The sequence below is a fragment of the Bifidobacterium sp. LH_416 genome (genome assembly GCF_056357055.1).
The window spans coordinates 257859-274284 of record NZ_JBKEVJ010000002.1 but is presented as its reverse complement, the minus strand read 5'-3'; the positions used below and the strand labels follow the sequence as shown (position 1 = coordinate 274284).

Here is a 16426-nt window from a genome sequence, read left to right as displayed (position 1 = left end):
GGTACTCTTCCTTCGCTGCTGGTGCGCTCAGGCTGTGCTTATGCTTCTTTCGCTGCTGGTGCGCTCAAGAAGTGCTCCTCGCTGGGAAGCACGGCGTTGAGGATTACGGCAACCACGAAGGCCACGGCAATGCAGTTCGAGGCGAAGATCTGCTGGAACAGTGCCGGGAAGTTAACGAAGATATCGCTCACCTGAGTAAAGCCGATACCAATGGTCAGGGAAAGAGCCGCAATGGTGATGTTGCGCTGCGAGAAACCAGCTTCGGCGATCATCTGGAAGCCGGAAAGAATGATGTTGCCGAACATCATAATGGTGCAGCCGCCGAGCACCGCCTGAGGCAGAGAATTGAACACCTCAGCGATTGCAGGCACAAAGCTCGCCAAAATCAGAATCAAGCCACCAGAGAGAATCACCTTGCGATTGACTACCTTGGTCATAGCCACGAGACCGATGTTCTGCGCGAACGAGGTGAGCGGCAGGCAGCCGAACAGGCCGGAAACCGAGGAGATCAGGCCGTCGCCGGCAATGGCGCCAGCGGTCTCGCGTTCGGTCGGCGTACGGTTCAGGCCCACCTTGGTCAAGGCAGCGGTGTCGCCCAGCACCTCAACCGAGGAGACCACATACAGCAAACCGATGGAGATAATGGAACCCCAGTCGAATTCAGGCTTGAACGGCATCAGCTGCGGCACAGAAACAATGGCGAGATTCTGAAATCCGGAGAAATCGACCTTACCCATGCAAATAGCCACTACGTAGCCGACCACAAGGCCGAACAGCACAGACAGCTGCTTGGCAGTGCCCTTCATCAGCAGCTGGAAAGCCAAGCAAGCCACCAGTGAGATGAGACCGAGCGTCAGATTCTCCCAAGAGCCGAAGTCCTTGGCTCCAGAGCCGCCACCAAACGAAGTGGCACCTACGTTCAGCAGGGAGAAGCCAATGGAAGTGACCACAATGGCGGAGACAATAGGCGGCACAAATCGACGCCAATACTTGGCGGTCAAACCAAGGACCAATTCCAATACGCCGCCAACGAGCACGGCTCCTACAACCGCACCGTAACCCTTATCCGCGCAAATGGCCACGGCAGCGGCCACATAGGTGAAGGAAATGCCGGTGACCATAGGCAGTCGCGAGCCGATGCGCCATGCACCATACAGCTGCAGACAGGTGCCGAGACCAGCCACGAGCAGACCAGCCTGAATGACTGCGGCGGACTGGGCCGGCGTCATTTTTGCAGCAGATGCCACGATGAAAATCGGGGCAAGATTTGCAACGAACATGGCCATCACATGCTGCAGGCCGAACGGAATGCCCTTCCAGAAGGAGACTGGAGCATCCAGTGAACTCAGGGCCTCAAACGAGACATCAGATGTTTTGGAGGATTTCTTCTCTTCGCTCATACTTCTTCTCTATGTAATTGAGTTATCGAGTTATCGGTTGTATCTCTCAGTTGAATCAGTGACGGAATACAATCGTGCCGGTTTCCGGATCCATGGATTCCACAATCGCCAAAGAATCCACGTCATAACCTTCCTCGCGGAGCTTGTCGCCACCGCCCTGGAAGCCCTTCTCCACGGCAATGCCAATGCCTTCAACGGTGGCGCCGGCTTTTTCGCACAGTTCAATTAGGCCGCGTAGTGCCTTGCCATTGGCCAGGAAGTCATCAATCAGCAGCACATGATCGCCGGGATTCAAGTATTTCTTGGAAACGATGACCGGGAATTCCTTCTGCTTGGTGAAGGAATAGACGGTGGTGGAATATTGATCGCCATCAAGATTGATGGACTGTGCCTTCTTAGCGAACACCACCGGCACATCGCCAAAGTGGCGAGCAGCGCAGCATGCGATGCCGATGCCGGAAGCCTCGATGGTCAGGATCTTGGTGATGGTCTTACCTGCGAAATGCTTCGCCCAGGCTTCGCCCATGTGATCGAACAGGCGCACATCGCACTGGTGATTTAGGAATGCGTCCACCTTCAGCACATTGCCAGCCTTGACGGTGCCTTCGGCCTGGATTCGTTCCTCAAGTTCCTGCACTGGAATACCTCCTTGACATCATAGCTATGGGATATGGCAAACCAGCTTACGCTGACCGGCGCATATGGTAGATATGAATGTCGCGTTATACGAGGCAGCGGGGTATGCGATTACCCCATACGGCATGTTCTGCGTGTCGCATTCTGCCTAGGTAGGGGAATCAAACGGAGAAAGGAACCGTGGTGGAGGAGCCAGAAGTCATTACACGCAGCGCCCAGGAGCTCGTAGGTGACCTTAACCCTCAGCAATCTGAAGCCGTGCAGTACCGCGGCCAGGCGCTGCTCATCGGCGCAGGCGCCGGTTCCGGTAAGACTCGAGTATTGACCCGACGTATCGCATGGATTCTGAGCCAGTTTGGTGCATGGCCCAGCCAAGTGCTTGCCATTACATTCACTAACAAGGCTGCTGCCGAAATGCGCGAACGTCTGGGTTCGCTGATCGGCCCAGTGGCACAGCGTATGTGGGTTTCGACCTTCCACTCCGCCTGCGTGCGTATTTTGCGCAGAGATGGTAAATCCATTGGCCTGAAATCAGGCTTCTCTATTTATGATTCCGCTGATTCTGAGCGTCTGGTTAAAATCATCGCCACCGAATTCAATCTGGATATTAAGCGATATACGCCGCGTTCGATTCTGGGCCACATCTCCGACCTCAAGAACAATCTGACCGGTTGGAAAGAGTACCTGGCATTGCATGCTCCGGATTTCACGCCTGGGCAGCGCGGCTATCAGTTCGGTACGGTAGACGATCTTGAAGCCGTCTATGCGGTGATTTACGCCGAATACGAGCACCGACTGGCTCTTGCCAATGCCGTTGATTTTGATGATCTTATCGGCCGAACGGTCGAACTACTGCGCTCAGACCCGGCCGTGGCTGAGTACTATCATCGCCGGTTCCGGTACATTCTGGTGGACGAGTACCAGGACACTAATCATGCCCAATATGTGCTTGTCCGCGAGCTGGCCGGCGTGGACACGGGCGAGCATGCGATTCCTGGAGCTCCCAATGCCGGTAAAACCGGTCCTGCTTGGATCACTGTGGTAGGCGATTCCGACCAGTCCATCTACGCATTCCGTGGTGCGGATATTCGCAACATTCAGGATTTTGAGCAGGATTTCCCAAACGCGAAAACCATTATGCTGGAGCAGAACTATCGCTCCACGCAAACCATTCTGGATGCCGCCAACGCCGTTATCAGCAACAATGAAGGTCGCAAGCCCAAGAAACTGTGGACTGCGCTCGGCAAAGGCGAACCCATCGTGGGATATGCGGCGGATAATGCCCAGCAGGAAGCCCAATGGGTCGCCACGGAAATCACCCGACTGCACGCCGAGGAATCCATTGCCTACTCGGATATGGCCATCATGTATCGAGCCAATGCACAGTCCCGCTCTTTGGAAGAGGCGCTGATCAATGCTGGATTGCCGTATCAGCTGGTCGGCGGCACCAAGTTCTATGAGCGTCGTGAAATCAAGGATGCGCTGGCGTATTTGCAAGCGCTCGTCAATCCCGATGATGATGTGAATCTCCGCCGTATTCTCAACGTACCCAAGCGTGGCCTTGGCGATCGTGCCGAGGGTATTTTGCTTGCTTTCGCGCGTGAACGCGGCACGAGCTTCTTCTACGCATTGATGCATTTGGATGAGATTCAGAATATTCCGACGCGTACTGCAAACCAGTTGAAGAGCTTCCGCGAACTTATGGGCGCATTGTCCCAGTTCACTCGTGCGCACGACAATAAGCCGAGCGAAATCGTGGCGGAAGTGCTGGAAAAGTCCGGTCTGAGAGCGGAATTGGAAAAGTCCGTGGACCCTCAGGATGCATCTCGACTGGAAAACCTTTCCCAGCTGCAATCCACTGCCGCCGAATTCGAACAGAATACGCCGGATGCCACGCTTTCCGCGTTCTTGGAAACCACAGCACTGGTGGCTGATTCCGATCAATTGCCCAGCGAGGCTGAGGACTCCGGCAAAGTGACCTTAATGACCTTGCATACGGCCAAGGGCCTCGAATATCCGGTGGTGTTCCTGACAGGCATGGAGCAGGGCACATTCCCGCATTCACGTTCGATGGAAGACACCACTGAACTTCAGGAAGAGCGACGCCTGGCATACGTGGGCATCACGCGAGCTAAGCGCCGCCTATATGTGACTCGTGCAGCCGTGCGATCCCAATGGGGGCAGGCTGCGGATATGATGCCCAGCCAGTTCCTCGATGAGATTCCTGAAGCGCTGATTGATTGGAAGCGTCGCGAAGCCGGCGTGGAACGCATGCGGTCGAATTGGGAATCCGATGGATTCGCCGATGATTACGGCGGCTGGGATGACGACGACTTCGGAGGTTCCACGTTTGGTGGTTCCTCCACGTTCGGTGGCCGTGGTTCAGGTTCCTCCTATGGGTCTCGTTCTCGTTCGTATGGTTCATCGTCATACGGCTCGCGTTCATATGATTCCGGTTCCTCATACGGTTCGTCGTCGTATGGCTCATATGGCTCGTACGGTTCGCGCTCCGGCTCATCCTCGTATGGTTCCAAATCCTATGGCTCGCGTTCTGGTTCGTCGGACTCGTATGGCCATACGCGCGGCGGCAAAGTCACCACCAGGCGAACCACGCCAAAGTCTTCTACCTCACTCGGCAAGAGTGTGGCCAGCTCCAAATTGAAGAAAGACAATGGTCTGAAGATTGCTGATTTTGCCGTAGGAGACAAGGTCTGTCACGACCAGTTCGGCCTCGGTACGGTTACCGATACGCAAGATAAGGGCGCCAATTCAGTGATTACGGTTGACTTCGGATCGGCCGGCGTCAAGCGACTGATGCTTCGTGTGGCTCCTATTGAGAAGCTTTAATAGCTTCTCAATAGGAGCCGTCGCGGCAAGCCGCTCCCTTCGTCTACGGGCAACCCACCGGGTTGCCCGCTTCACGGCTCAGCTATTGAGAAGCTGTGATAGCTTCTCAATACGCGCTTGAGTAGCAAAGAAAAGCGTAAAAAACAAGACTTGTTTTTCGGATTGCGACATGGGCATAATGCGAAGGTTGTGCTCACGAGCCCCGCATCGGGGAGAGAAAGATAGAGAAATGAAGAACAAGCTGTTTGCATCCGTTCCCAATATTCTGTTTGGCTTGCTGATTGCCATCGCACCTCAAACCTTTGCCCACGCTTGCAGCAGCCATGACATGCCTGGTGCTTGCCACTATTCACAGCAGGCGGCTACTGGCATTGGTGTAGCCATTCTCGTACTTGGTGTGGTGGCGTTGTTTGTTGCGCCGCAAATCCGAATCGGGCTCAACATCGCTTCTGCCGTCAACGCACTACTGCTGCTTGCTGTACCAACCTTCCTTATTGGCGTATGCAAGGGTTCTATGATGCATTGCCGTATGGTGATGCTGCCTACGCTTATCGTGCTCGGTGTGCTCACTCTGGTATTTTCTGCTATCGCCATCTGGCTTGATGCTCGATACACTCAGCGCAGCTAATACGGCTCGAGGAATAGGAATAGAGCCAATGCATGCCAATATCACATTGCACGGCTTGCCATACGAGAATCTGAAGCGTAAGCCATTCCGCACTGCTGCTTTGCTTGCTGTTGTTACCATTCTGGCATTGACGATGTTTGGCGGCACCATGCTGACCATGAACCTGAATACCGGCATGACCAGCATGGAGCAGCGTCTTGGCGCCGACCTTATGGTCGTACCGCAAAACACCGCTCAGAAAGCAGAAGCGCTGCTCACCAATGGCAGTCCCAGCACGTTCTATTTCACTACAGACATCGCCGACAAAGTAAAAACCGCCGACGGTATAGAGCGCGCCAGCGAACAGACGTACATATCATCGCTGGCTGCCGCTTGTTGCGATGAAAAACTGCAGATTATCGGTTACGATCCCGCCACCGATTTCGTCATCGAACCTTGGGTGGCGTCCCAATTTGATGGCACCCTCAACAACGGGCAGATGATTGCCGGAGCGAATGTGAACGTATCCGTAGATGGCACCATTGAACTCTACGGACGCGATTGGCCTGTAGTCGCACAGCTCGCCAACACTGGCACCAGTCTTGACAATTCCGTGTTCATCAATCAAGCCACTGTGCCACAGATGGTTACCGCCTCATCTCGAATCACGAAGAATGCGTTCGCCGAATACGCTGACAAAGCTGTGTCCACCGTGCTGATCAAGGTGAAGCAAGGCTATGATGCCGAAACCGTTGCCGAAAACATCAAGCGTCTTGACTCCCGGTTCTCCGATTTGGGCTATGTTTATCCGGGTGGCATTACCGCCACAACGAAAAGCTCATTGAACGCACTTGTTACCTATCTGAGCATGTTTGTTGCTGTGATTTGGGTAATGGGCATTATCGTTCTATTGGCGGTGTTTGCCTCGTCAGTGAATGAACGTAAACGTGAATTCGCATCGCTGCGCATTATGGGTGCCACGCGAGGCATGCTGCATGCGATTATCTTCAAAGAATCGATCATCATAGGGCTGGTTGGCGGCGTCATCGGCGTAGGGTTCGCCAGCTTGGCGGTTTTCCCATTCAGCTCGCTTATCGGTCAACAATTGCAATTGCCGTATCTCCAGTCAGGTCCGCTAGTGGTTCTCGGATGCATGGCGATAACCCTAGTGTGCTCAACCGCAATCGGTGTGTTTGGTTCCCTGCTCACCATGTGGCGTCTCAGCCGGCCTGAGGCATACCTCACCTTGCGAGAGGGGGAGTGACATGAACGAATCCACCGCTCACGTATTGGATGTGACCGATCTGACTCGTCAGTTCATTCGACGAGGCAAGCCGTTCAATGCCGTCAATCATGTCAACCTCAGCGTTGACGCAGGGGAGTTTGTTGCCATTGTCGGTCGATCAGGCAATGGCAAAAGCACATTGATTAATATGGTCGCCGGATTGATTCGTCCAACTTCGGGAACAATCCAAGTAGATGGACAGTGTGTTGCCGATTTGCCGGATACGGAATTATCGATGTTGCGCAATCGCATTATCGGCTTCATGACGCAAAGTCATACGCTTCTTGCCAACCTCACCGTGCTGGACAATGTAATCTTGCCGGCTACAATGTTTGCGCAATCCCTGCCGTTCACTGCCGATGGCACAAACCAGATCGATACTGAAGATCAGTTGGATGATGCCATCGATACATTAGAGGTAGCTGACGATCCGGATATGCCGGATACTGTGGTTCCTTTTAATCAAACCAAGTCACAAGCTAAAGAATCGAATCCAAGAGCGCAGCAGATGACTGTACTTGCCTCGCGAGCAAGAAATCTGCTCGCACAGCTTGGCATTGCAGAATTGGCCGACAGCTACCCACGTGAACTGTCCGGTGGTGAAATGCGGCGTGTCTCTATTGCGCGTGCATTGATGAATCAACCGAAATTGCTGATTGCCGACGAGCCAACCGGTGATCTCGACCAGGAGAGTACTGATATCGTCATGCGATTGCTGAAATCACAGGCAGAGCAGGGCATGGCGATTCTTATGGTCACCCATGATTCCGATGCGCTTGCGTACGCAGATAAGGTATACCGCATGGACGCTGGAACGCTGTCCATGGGCTAGGTGTAATATTGCTCGCTGGTGTCTGCTGAAAGGCGGATGCCGTCTGGAGTCATAGCCCATCAGCGGGTCGGTGACAATTATTCGCAAGAATAAAGTCACTCGTGAATTATCACGACGAAGCGCTGGAGAGGCCCGGCTCAGCGTTTGGCATCGTATAGAAGTCAAACGTTCCGTTCAAATAACGACAGAAGGATTAATCCAAATGACGAACGTTCAGCGTTCTCGCCGTCAGGTGCGCCTGTCCCGCGCCCTCGGCATCGCACTGACCCCTAAGGCTCAGCGCATCTTCGAAAAGCGTCCGTACGCTCCTGGCGAGCACGGCCGTGACCGTCGCCGCACCGAATCCGATTACGCGGTGCGTATGCGTGAAAAGCAGCGTCTGCGCGCTCAGTACGGCGTCTCCGAGAAGCAGCTCCGTGCCGCTTACGAGAAGGCCACCCGTACCGCCGGCCAGACCGGTAACGCCATGCTGACCGATCTCGAGACCCGTCTCGACAACCTGGTGCTGCGTGCTGGCTTCGCCCGCACCACCGCTCAGGCTCGTCAGTTCGTGGTTCACCGTCACATCCTCGTTGACGGCAACGTGGTCGATCGCCCGTCCTACCGCGTCAAGCCTGGCCAGACCATCCAGGTCAAGGCTAAGAGCCAGACCATGGTTCCGTTCCAGATCGCCGCTGAAGGCGTGCACCGTGATGTGCTGCCGGCGGTTCCTGGCTACCTCGACGTGAACCTTGCCTCCCTGAAGGCCACTGTGACCCGTAAGCCGGAAGTCGAAGAGATCCCGGTGCAGGTCAACATCCAGTACGTGGTCGAATTCTACGCCCGCTGATCCGGGCCCATCTGGTCAAAACAATCCAGGACATACCGTTCGAACCCCGCGTTTCCATGTGGAGCGCGGGGTTCGCGCGTTCTACCCCTCATCAAATACCCCTCATCAAAGAACAATCTTAACGAACGCATATGCGGTAGCATAAGAGCCATGATTCTTCATTTGCATCTAGTTCGTCACGGGCAGACCTACTTCAATCGATACAATCGTCTGCAAGGTTGGTCTAACTCTCCGCTCACCGAATCCGGCATCGCTGACGCTGCCAAGGCAGGGGAGAAACTGAAGTCATTGACGTTTGCGGCAGCCTACTGCTCAGATACCACCCGTGCACAGCAAACGGCTGAAAAGATACTGGACATCAATGAAGCCGCAGGTAATCCCCGCCCTGCATTGGTTTCGGACATGCACTTCCGCGAACAGTTCTATGGCTACTATGAGGGTCTTGACATGGCCATGGCTTGGTATGCAGCGGGAGCACCTCATGGCGCCAAAACCTACAATGACATCGTGAGCCGCTTTGGGCTCGCAGCATCTCGTGATTTCTTAAAAGAAGCAGATCCATTCCATGATGCAGAATCGGATGCGGAATATTGGGCGCGCGTGGAAGGGGCCTTCCAGCTTGTGGCCTCCAACCCACAGCTCAATGACGGTGATGACGTGCTGCAAATCTCTCATGGCAACACGCTGCTCTCGCTCGCTCATCGTTTCGGCGGTCCCGATCTTGACCTCAGTGAACGCCCGGCCAATGGTTCTGTGACCGTAATCGATTTCGATACCAATAAACCATTCGACGAGGCCATCACCATCGTGTCGTACGGCAAATAGTCGGACAGCTGCCGGCCATAGTCGTCACAGTTTCAGTAATTCATAGCCACCGTAGTTTTTCAGTAACCCAAGCCGCTATGGTCTCAATAACCTAAGCTTGACAACTTTTGACTGTAGGGTTTCCAACAGTAACTGTAGGTTTTCCAACAACGACTGTAGGTTTTCTGACACCGACTGTAGGGTTTTGGACAAAATACGTCGGAAATCCTACAGTCGGTGTTGGAAAACCTACAGTCAGTGTTCAGAACCCTACAGTCGGTGTCGAAAACCCTACAGTCTTCATCGGGATTCAGATAGTTGAGGCCGATAATTGACGTAAATTAGGGCGCAAGTGCTACTCTTGTGCGAGTATATGTGACCTCAAGGAGGAAACAAATGGGAGTCGGAGAGATCGCTGGCCTGATCGCGGCCATCGCGTTCGCTGTATTGGCCGGTTTCATGATCTATCCGCTGATCAGACTCGGCAAGATGTTCGATCAGATTGCGCTGACCGTCAAGGAGTCGGGAGAGCATGCCATCCCTGCATTGGATGAAGGTGTGACTACCGTCAAGCAGGTGAACAAGTCGCTCGAAGATGTCAATCGCATTTCCGCTGCGGCATCGACCACGGCCAATAACGTCGGTGCGTTGACTGATCTGTACGGATCTTTCCTGGGCAAGCCGATTATTAAGGCAGCTTCCGCCGTGTATGCATTGAAGTCCACTGCACAGTCTTTCATGGCTAAGAATGCTGGTGATTCTGCTCAGAAGGGGGAGTGATGTTCAAACGCATCTTCTGGGTTGGCGTTGGAGTGGCCATAGGCATTGTGGCTGTCACTAAAGCGCAGGCATATGTCAAGGCCAATACGCCTGATGCAGCCCGTCAATTCTTGCTCGGTCCTGATCAGACCAATGTTCCGATGAGAACACTTGAAGGCTTGGTCAATGAGTTCAATGCGACTCGTCGAGCCCGCGAGGCTGAGCTGAACAATAAATACAACGTGCGTGCTGACTAATTGACTGATTATTTTCAGCACATCTATCACTATCATTCATTTCATCCATAAAGTCTTTCCATAAAGAACAGGCGTATTACGCCTAAAACCAACAAGGAGTACATCCCGCCATGCGCACTGCGGAAATCGCAAAGCGATACCTTGATTACTTCGCCAAGCACGACCATCTTGTTGTGCCTTCGGCGTCGCTGATCTCTCCGAACCCCACCACGCTGTTCACTATTGCAGGCATGGTGCCATTTATTCCTTACCTGATGGGTGAGCAGACCCCGCCGAAGCACCGCATGGCTTCCAACCAGAAGTGCGTGCGTACGCTCGACATCGACGAAGTGGGCAAGACCACTCGTCACGGCACCTTCTTCCAGATGCTGGGTAACTTCTCCTTCGGTGATTACTTCAAGGAAGAGGCCATTCATTACGCTTGGGAGCTGCTGACTACTCCGCAGAGCGAAGGCGGCTATGGCTTCGATCCCGAGAAGCTGTGGATGACCACCTTCACCGATGATGACGAAGCCCGCGCCCTGTGGATTAACGAGGGCGTTGACCCTGAGCACATTCAGAAGATGGGCATGGAAGACAACTTCTGGACTACCGGTGGCCCTGGCCCTGGCGGCCCGTGCTCCGAAATCTACGTCGATCGCGGTCCTGAATTCGGTAAGGAAGGCGGCCCGATCGCTGACGAGAACCGTTACATCGAAATCTGGGATCTCGTGTTCGAGAACTATGAGGTCGATAACGTCAAGTCCAAGACGGACCTGCACATCGTTGGCGAACTTGAAAACAAGAACATTGATACCGGTGCCGGTTTGGAGCGTCTTGCCTACCTGATGCAGGGCAAGAACAACATCTACGAAACCGATGAAGTCTTCCCGGTTATCGCAGCTGCTGAGCAGCTCTCTGGCCTGAAGTACGGCGAGAACGAAGACGCCGATGTGCGCTTCCGCGTGGTTGCCGATCACGTGCGCTCTGCTCTGATGATCATGTCTGACGGTGTGCGTCCGTCCAACGTCGGCCGTGGCTATGTGCTGCGCCGCCTGCTGCGCCGTACTGTGCGCTCCATGCGTATGCTCGGTGTGACCGATCCGGTACTGCCGACCCTGTTCCCGACTTCCAAGAACGCTATGGAAGCCAGCTACCCGGAGCTCAATGACACCTTCCATGAGGTGTCTGAATCCGCATACGGCGAGGAAGACGCCTTCCGCCGTACACTGGAAACCGGTACCACCATTCTTGATGTGGCTGTGAACAAGGCTAAGAGCGACTCTTCCGAGCCGACCGTGACCGGTGAGGACGCGTTCAAGCTGCACGACACCTACGGATTCCCGATCGAGCTGACCCTCGAGATGGCTGCCGAGCAGGGTGTGAAGGTCGATGAGACCAAGTTCCGCGAGCTGATGGCCGAGCAGAAGTCCCGTGCCCGCGCGGACGCCCTGAAGAAGCGTCACAACGTGGACCTCTCCGTCTACGACGACTTCAAGAAGACCTTGGTCAATCCGATTGACTTCCTGGGCTACACCGACATGTCTGCCCGCGCCAAGGTGATTGGCATCATGCAGGAAGGCAAGGGCTCCGTGCCCGCTGTCACTGGTCCGGCCAACATCGAGGTCATCCTGGATCGCACTCCGTTCTATGCGGAGGCCGGTGGCCAGCTTGCTGATCAGGGTGAGATTCTCTCTGATGATGGTGCTGTGCTCGAAGTCGATGATGTGCAGAAGCCGATTAAGGACCTCATCGTTCACCAGTGCCGTCTGACCGAAGGTACGCTGGTGGTCGGTGCCGAGGTGAACGCCAACATCGATCTGAACCGTCGTGGCGCTATCGCTCGCTCCCACACCGCAACTCACATGGTGCACAAGGCCCTGCGTGAAGAGCTCGGCCCGCAGGCAACGCAGCGTGGTTCCGAGGACGCTCCGAACCGTCTGCGCTTCGACTTCCAGTGGTCCAAGGCCCCGGCAAAGTCGGTGATTTCCGCTGTCGAGGAGCGTGTGAACGACAAGCTGCGCGACAACCTCGCCGTGACCACTAAGGAAATGAAGTTCGATGACGCCATCGCCCTTGGTGCCATGCACCTGTTCGGCGAAAAGTACGGCGACATCGTGCGCGTGGTATCCATCGGCGAAGACGGCTGGAGCCGTGAGCTGTGCGGTGGTACCCACGTCGATCACGTTGGCAAGATCGGTATGGTCAACATTCTGTCCGAGGCTTCCATCGGTCAGGGTGTGCGTCGTGTGGATGCTGTGGTTGGCCAGGGCGCTTACGACTTCAACGCTCGTGAGCATGCACTGGTTTCCCAGCTGTCCGACAAGCTCAATGCCCGTCCGGATGAGCTCGCTGAGCGTATCAACACGCTGCTCGCCAAGCTCAAGGAATCCGATCGTCGTCTGGCCGCCATGTACGAAGGCCAGCTCGCTGCTGCAGTGCCGGCTCTCGTCGCTGACGCCAAGGCTTCCGATGCTCCGGTCAAGGCTGCGGTGAAGAACGTGGGCCACTTCGGTACCTTCGACGCTCTGCGCAAGACGGTGCTCGATATCCGTGGCCAGCTTGGCGAGGATGCTCCGGCCATCGTGGCTCTTGCTGGTGTGAATGAGGATGATAAGCCGATGGTGGCCGTGGCTACCAATGAGGCTGCTCGCAAGGCCGGCATCAAGGCTGGCGACCTCGTTCGCGGCGCTTCCAAGATCCTTGGCGGCGGTGGCGGCGGCAAGCCGGACTTCGCCCAGGGTGGCGGTGCTGACGCATCCAAGATCGATGAGGCACTTGAAGCCTTGAAGCACGAGGCTCAGAAGGCCTGACGCCTGTGGTTTGGCTAGGCGTTGATTTAGGTAATGCTCGGGTCGGACTGGCTTTGTCCGATCCCGAGCTTACCTTTGCTCACCCGGCAGGCGATATTTACGTTGCCGGAGATTATTTCTTTGCTATTGATGAGGTTCTTGACGTCATCGAAGACGAGCAAGTGACTCATGTAGTAGTAGGTCTTCCTCTGCAAATGGATGGCACTGAAGGCAAAAGTGCCAAAAAGGCAAAGCGCTGGGCGGCTAATCTGCAAAAGCGATTGCAAACTCTGCAAGAGGAAGAGCAAGACAGCACATTAGTGGAACATAAGATTCCGCAGGTATCATTGATAGATGAGCGATTGACCACGGTCAGTGCGCATCGACAGTTATTCGAGGCGAATAAGTCATCGAATAAGCACAGGCCTTTGGTCGATCAGCAGTCGGCAGTGGTGATTTTGCAGACGGCACTCGACCGTGCCGGGAAACAATGAGGTACGGGATTCATGTCAGACAACATTCATGATTTCTTTGATGAAAACACGCATTGGGTCGAACAGGGAACCGGTTCCTTGGAAGGCAGCGAACCACCGCAGCCGCCGAAATCTCGACGAGAAATGCGCAAGCGTCGTAAACAGCGTAAGCAAAAGCGCTATGGCGTTCTTATCGTCATCATTGTTGTTATCGCACTAATCGCCTGCGGCGGATACTTTGGTGTACGCAAACTGCATGAGATTCGTGATAATCAGAGCCAATCCACCGCGATTGTTGAGGATTATCCAGGCCCTGGCTATGGCGAAGTATCATTCACTGTCGAGGAAGGCCAGGGCGCAGTAGAAATCGCGAAGAATCTGCTGAAGGCCGAAGTCATTAAATCCACTGATGCATTCACCAGTATCGTGGGTGCCAATGATGCAAAATTGTATCCTGGTACGTTCACGTTGAAGAAGCATATGGCTGCTTCTGATGTGTTGACTATTCTCACGGATAGTTCGAAGGCTGCAGGCTTCCTTGAAGTGCGTCCTGGTGAACGAGTTAGCGCGGTTATTACCGACGCTGCAACGCTTTCCGGCATTTCTGAGGATGAATTCAACACCATCATCAACAATAAGGGCGATGGTATTTTGCCGGCTGAGGCCAATGGCAGCTTCGAAGGCTGGCTTGAACCTGGAACGTATAACGTTAAGGGTATGAGCAGCGCGTCCGACATTCTTAAAGATATGGTGGATAAGCGCATTGCCAAGCTTGATAGTCTGAATGTTCCGTCCGGCTCCGATCGTGAACGCATTATGATTATCGCTTCAATCGCGGAAGCCGAAGTGAACAAGGCCGACTATTACGGCAAGGTGACACGCGTTATTGAAAACCGTTTGGCACAGGGAATGACTTTGGGTATGGATTCCACGGTGGCTTACGGCAACAATGTGCAGCCTGCTGACGTAACCACTGCGATGCTTCAGGATGAATCGAACCCATACAACACGTATAAGATTGCTGGTCTTCCTCCTACGCCGATTAGCAATCCGGGTGATGATGCCATTCAGGCGGCAATGAATCCGGAAGCTGGCGATTGGCTGTACTTCTGCACGGTCAACCTTGACACTGGCGAAACCAAGTTTGCGACTACTGCTGAAGAGCATGACAAGAACGTAGCTGAGCTGCGCCAATGGCAGGCTAACAACCAGTAATTTATGCGATTACGCCAGCAGCGATTGCAATAATCGCGGCTACCAATATCACCGGCACATACGGGACCTTGCCCGTATGTGCCGTTTGCTTATGCGAGAAGAATCTGGTCCAAACCGCAATCCACACCAATCCGCAAATCCCCATGGCCAGCCACCATGTCACCACGGCGAACAGTCCAAACATACTGACGGCCAAGCCAGAGGGAATCAGAGCGGTAACATCGCCAAAGCCTAATGATCGTGGCACAATCAACGCCAATGCGAGTTGGATGAGGCAACACAATGCAGTGAACAATAAGGATTGCAGGAGCACAAACAAATCGTTCATCAGCACGCCATACACGAATACAGCAATGAGCTGAACCAAGGCGCCAATAGCGACCCAAGGCAGCGGAACTCTTCTGGCTCGTACATCTTCGATGGACAGAGCAAGCTCACATAGCAGACCGGGAAGAGTGAACAGGTATGGCATGGCTTACCATTATCCCCTAGTTATTGACCATTTGGCATGAGAGGAATGGCTATGTTGCGCTGGCAGACGGCGGGGGAGTCTCACGGAGAGGCCTTGGTGGCCATGATTGAAGGACTGCCAGCAGGCATCCGTATTAGTACGAACGATATTGTCTCGGCTCTTGCTCGGCGCCGTCTCGGATATGGCCGTGGTGCTCGTATGAAGTTTGAGCAGGATCAGGTTCGCTTGCTCACTGGTGTGCGCCATGGATTGACGCTTGGCTCTCCGGTTGCTATTGAAATCGCTAACACCGAATGGCCGAAGTGGACTGAAGTGATGAGCGCCGATGCTCTCGATCATGATTTGCCGCGCGAAGGCCGCAATGCTCCGTTGAGCCGTCCGCGCCCAGGCCATGCCGATCTCACCGGTATGCGTAAGTATGGCTTTGACGATGCTCGTCCGGTACTTGAACGCTCCAGTGCGCGCGAAACCGCATCTCGTGTGGCGCTTGGCGAAGTGGCTCGCCAGTTCCTTGAGCAGGCATTCGGTATTCGTACCGTGTCTCATGTTGTGGCGCTTGGCGGCGTGAGCGTGAACCCGAATCTGCCGCTGCCCACTCCGGACGATGTGGATGCACTGGACGCATCTCCTGTACGTACGCTGGATAAGGATGCCGAACAGCGCATCATTGAGCGTATCGATGAGGCCAAGCGCGCTGCCGATACGCTCGGCGGTGTGGTCGAGGTACTTGCCTACGGTGTACCTGCCGGCATTGGTACGTATGTTGAATCCGATCGTCGTCTTGATGCGGCGCTTGCCAGCGCAATTATGGGCATTCAGGCGTTCAAGGGTGTGGAAATCGGTGATGGCTTCCTCGAAGCAGCTCGCCCGGGCTCTGAAGCGCATGATGAAATCGTGGTCAACGCGGATGGTCGCATCGACCGACTTTCAAACCGCGCTGGCGGTGTCGAAGGCGGCATGTCGAACGGTCAGGTGATTCGCGTTCGTGGCGCCATGAAGCCGATTCCGTCTATTCCGAAGGCGTTGCGAACCGTTGATGTGCTGACCGGTGAGGCTGCAAAGGCCATCAACCAGCGTTCCGACAGCACTGCGGTTCCGGCTGCTGCTGTAGTTGCAGAAGCTATGGTTCGACTCACTCTTGCCCAGTATGCTTTGGATAAGTTCGGTGGCGACAGTGTGGAGGAGACGCATCGCAACCTTGAAGCGTATCTCGCTTCTTGGCCTGAGCATATGCGCTGA

At 54.6% G+C, this 16426-nt stretch carries 15 protein-coding genes; 12 read left to right on the top strand and 3 right to left on the bottom strand.

Annotated features, from left to right (window positions below):
• Positions 1 to 38 precede the first annotated feature (38 nt).
• Entirely contained in the window at positions 39 to 1400 is a 1362-nt protein-coding gene (locus AC1AY0_RS05705) for a nucleobase:cation symporter-2 family protein (protein ID WP_476523306.1), read from the bottom strand.
• Positions 1401 to 1455: 55 nt separating this feature from the next.
• Complete coding sequence (locus tag AC1AY0_RS05700; protein ID WP_476523307.1) at positions 1456 to 2037, bottom strand: xanthine phosphoribosyltransferase; 582 nt, start codon at positions 2035 to 2037, stop codon at positions 1456 to 1458.
• Between the two features lie 179 nt (positions 2038 to 2216).
• Here AC1AY0_RS05700 and AC1AY0_RS05695 point away from each other — a divergent pair, with 179 nt between their 5' ends.
• The 11 genes from AC1AY0_RS05695 to mltG all read left to right on the top strand — a co-directional run bounded on the left by AC1AY0_RS05695 (position 2217) and on the right by mltG (position 14715).
• Positions 2217 to 4883 (top strand): ATP-dependent helicase, encoded by a 2667-nt coding sequence (locus tag AC1AY0_RS05695; protein ID WP_476523309.1) that lies wholly within the window; start codon positions 2217 to 2219, stop codon positions 4881 to 4883.
• Positions 4884 to 5112: 229 nt separating this feature from the next.
• The gene (locus AC1AY0_RS05690; RefSeq protein WP_476525141.1) at positions 5113 to 5511 is read left to right on the top strand and encodes a DUF4418 family protein; all 399 of its coding nucleotides are present in this window, start codon (positions 5113 to 5115) and stop codon (positions 5509 to 5511) included.
• Positions 5512 to 5539: 28 nt separating this feature from the next.
• Positions 5540 to 6754, top strand: a complete 1215-nt coding sequence (locus AC1AY0_RS05685; protein ID WP_476525139.1) for an ABC transporter permease — start codon at positions 5540 to 5542, stop codon at positions 6752 to 6754.
• A 1-nt stretch (position 6755) separates the two neighbouring features.
• On the top strand, positions 6756 to 7607 hold the full coding sequence (locus tag AC1AY0_RS05680) for an ABC transporter ATP-binding protein (protein ID WP_476525138.1): 852 nt from the start codon (positions 6756 to 6758) through the stop codon (positions 7605 to 7607).
• Between the two features lie 202 nt (positions 7608 to 7809).
• Positions 7810 to 8436: a 30S ribosomal protein S4 gene (rpsD, locus tag AC1AY0_RS05675; RefSeq protein ID WP_476525136.1), complete on the top strand. Its 627-nt coding sequence runs from the start codon at positions 7810 to 7812 to the stop codon at positions 8434 to 8436.
• Positions 8437 to 8586: 150 nt separating this feature from the next.
• Complete coding sequence (locus AC1AY0_RS05670; protein ID WP_476525135.1) at positions 8587 to 9261, top strand: histidine phosphatase family protein; 675 nt, start codon at positions 8587 to 8589, stop codon at positions 9259 to 9261.
• Positions 9262 to 9636: 375 nt separating this feature from the next.
• A complete protein-coding gene (locus tag AC1AY0_RS05665; protein ID WP_476525080.1) occupies positions 9637 to 10020 on the top strand; it encodes a DUF948 domain-containing protein in 384 nt (127 codons plus the stop codon).
• The gene (locus AC1AY0_RS05660; protein WP_476525082.1) at positions 10020 to 10256 is read left to right on the top strand and encodes a hypothetical protein; all 237 of its coding nucleotides are present in this window, start codon (positions 10020 to 10022) and stop codon (positions 10254 to 10256) included. The genes AC1AY0_RS05665 and AC1AY0_RS05660 overlap by 1 nt, the downstream gene beginning before the upstream one ends.
• Before the next feature lie 110 nt (positions 10257 to 10366).
• Positions 10367 to 13048: an alanine--tRNA ligase gene (gene alaS, locus AC1AY0_RS05655; RefSeq protein WP_476525084.1), complete on the top strand. Its 2682-nt coding sequence runs from the start codon at positions 10367 to 10369 to the stop codon at positions 13046 to 13048.
• Between the two features lie 5 nt (positions 13049 to 13053).
• A complete protein-coding gene (gene ruvX / locus AC1AY0_RS05650; RefSeq protein ID WP_476525085.1) occupies positions 13054 to 13521 on the top strand; it encodes a Holliday junction resolvase RuvX in 468 nt (155 codons plus the stop codon).
• Between the two features lie 12 nt (positions 13522 to 13533).
• Complete coding sequence (mltG, locus tag AC1AY0_RS05645) at positions 13534 to 14715, top strand: endolytic transglycosylase MltG (RefSeq protein WP_476525087.1); 1182 nt, start codon at positions 13534 to 13536, stop codon at positions 14713 to 14715.
• A 1-nt stretch (position 14716) separates the two neighbouring features.
• Here mltG and AC1AY0_RS05640 read toward each other — a convergent pair whose 3' ends face one another.
• A complete protein-coding gene (locus AC1AY0_RS05640; protein WP_476526028.1) occupies positions 14717 to 15187 on the bottom strand; it encodes a peptidase A24 in 471 nt (156 codons plus the stop codon).
• Positions 15188 to 15238: 51 nt separating this feature from the next.
• On the opposite strand from AC1AY0_RS05640, the gene aroC reads away from it, so the two are divergent.
• The gene (gene aroC / locus AC1AY0_RS05635) at positions 15239 to 16426 is read left to right on the top strand and encodes a chorismate synthase (RefSeq protein WP_476525105.1); all 1188 of its coding nucleotides are present in this window, start codon (positions 15239 to 15241) and stop codon (positions 16424 to 16426) included.

What these genes read in the sequence shown, in the direction of transcription:
- AC1AY0_RS05705 (WP_476523306.1), bottom strand. Translation starts at nt 1,400, where the DNA reads ATGAGCGAAGAGAAGAAATCCTCCAAAACATCTGATGTCTCGTTTGAG.
- AC1AY0_RS05690 (WP_476525141.1), top strand. Translation starts at nt 5,113, where the DNA reads ATGAAGAACAAGCTGTTTGCATCCGTTCCCAATATTCTGTTTGGCTTG.
- AC1AY0_RS05685 (WP_476525139.1), top strand. Translation starts at nt 5,540, where the DNA reads ATGCATGCCAATATCACATTGCACGGCTTGCCATACGAGAATCTGAAG.
- AC1AY0_RS05680 (WP_476525138.1), top strand. Translation starts at nt 6,756, where the DNA reads ATGAACGAATCCACCGCTCACGTATTGGATGTGACCGATCTGACTCGT.
- rpsD (WP_476525136.1), top strand. Translation starts at nt 7,810, where the DNA reads ATGACGAACGTTCAGCGTTCTCGCCGTCAGGTGCGCCTGTCCCGCGCC.
- AC1AY0_RS05670 (WP_476525135.1), top strand. Translation starts at nt 8,587, where the DNA reads ATGATTCTTCATTTGCATCTAGTTCGTCACGGGCAGACCTACTTCAAT.
- AC1AY0_RS05665 (WP_476525080.1), top strand. Translation starts at nt 9,637, where the DNA reads ATGGGAGTCGGAGAGATCGCTGGCCTGATCGCGGCCATCGCGTTCGCT.
- AC1AY0_RS05660 (WP_476525082.1), top strand. Translation starts at nt 10,020, where the DNA reads ATGTTCAAACGCATCTTCTGGGTTGGCGTTGGAGTGGCCATAGGCATT.
- alaS (WP_476525084.1), top strand. Translation starts at nt 10,367, where the DNA reads ATGCGCACTGCGGAAATCGCAAAGCGATACCTTGATTACTTCGCCAAG.
- mltG (WP_476525087.1), top strand. Translation starts at nt 13,534, where the DNA reads ATGTCAGACAACATTCATGATTTCTTTGATGAAAACACGCATTGGGTC.
- AC1AY0_RS05640 (WP_476526028.1), bottom strand. Translation starts at nt 15,187, where the DNA reads ATGCCATACCTGTTCACTCTTCCCGGTCTGCTATGTGAGCTTGCTCTG.
- aroC (WP_476525105.1), top strand. Translation starts at nt 15,239, where the DNA reads ATGTTGCGCTGGCAGACGGCGGGGGAGTCTCACGGAGAGGCCTTGGTG.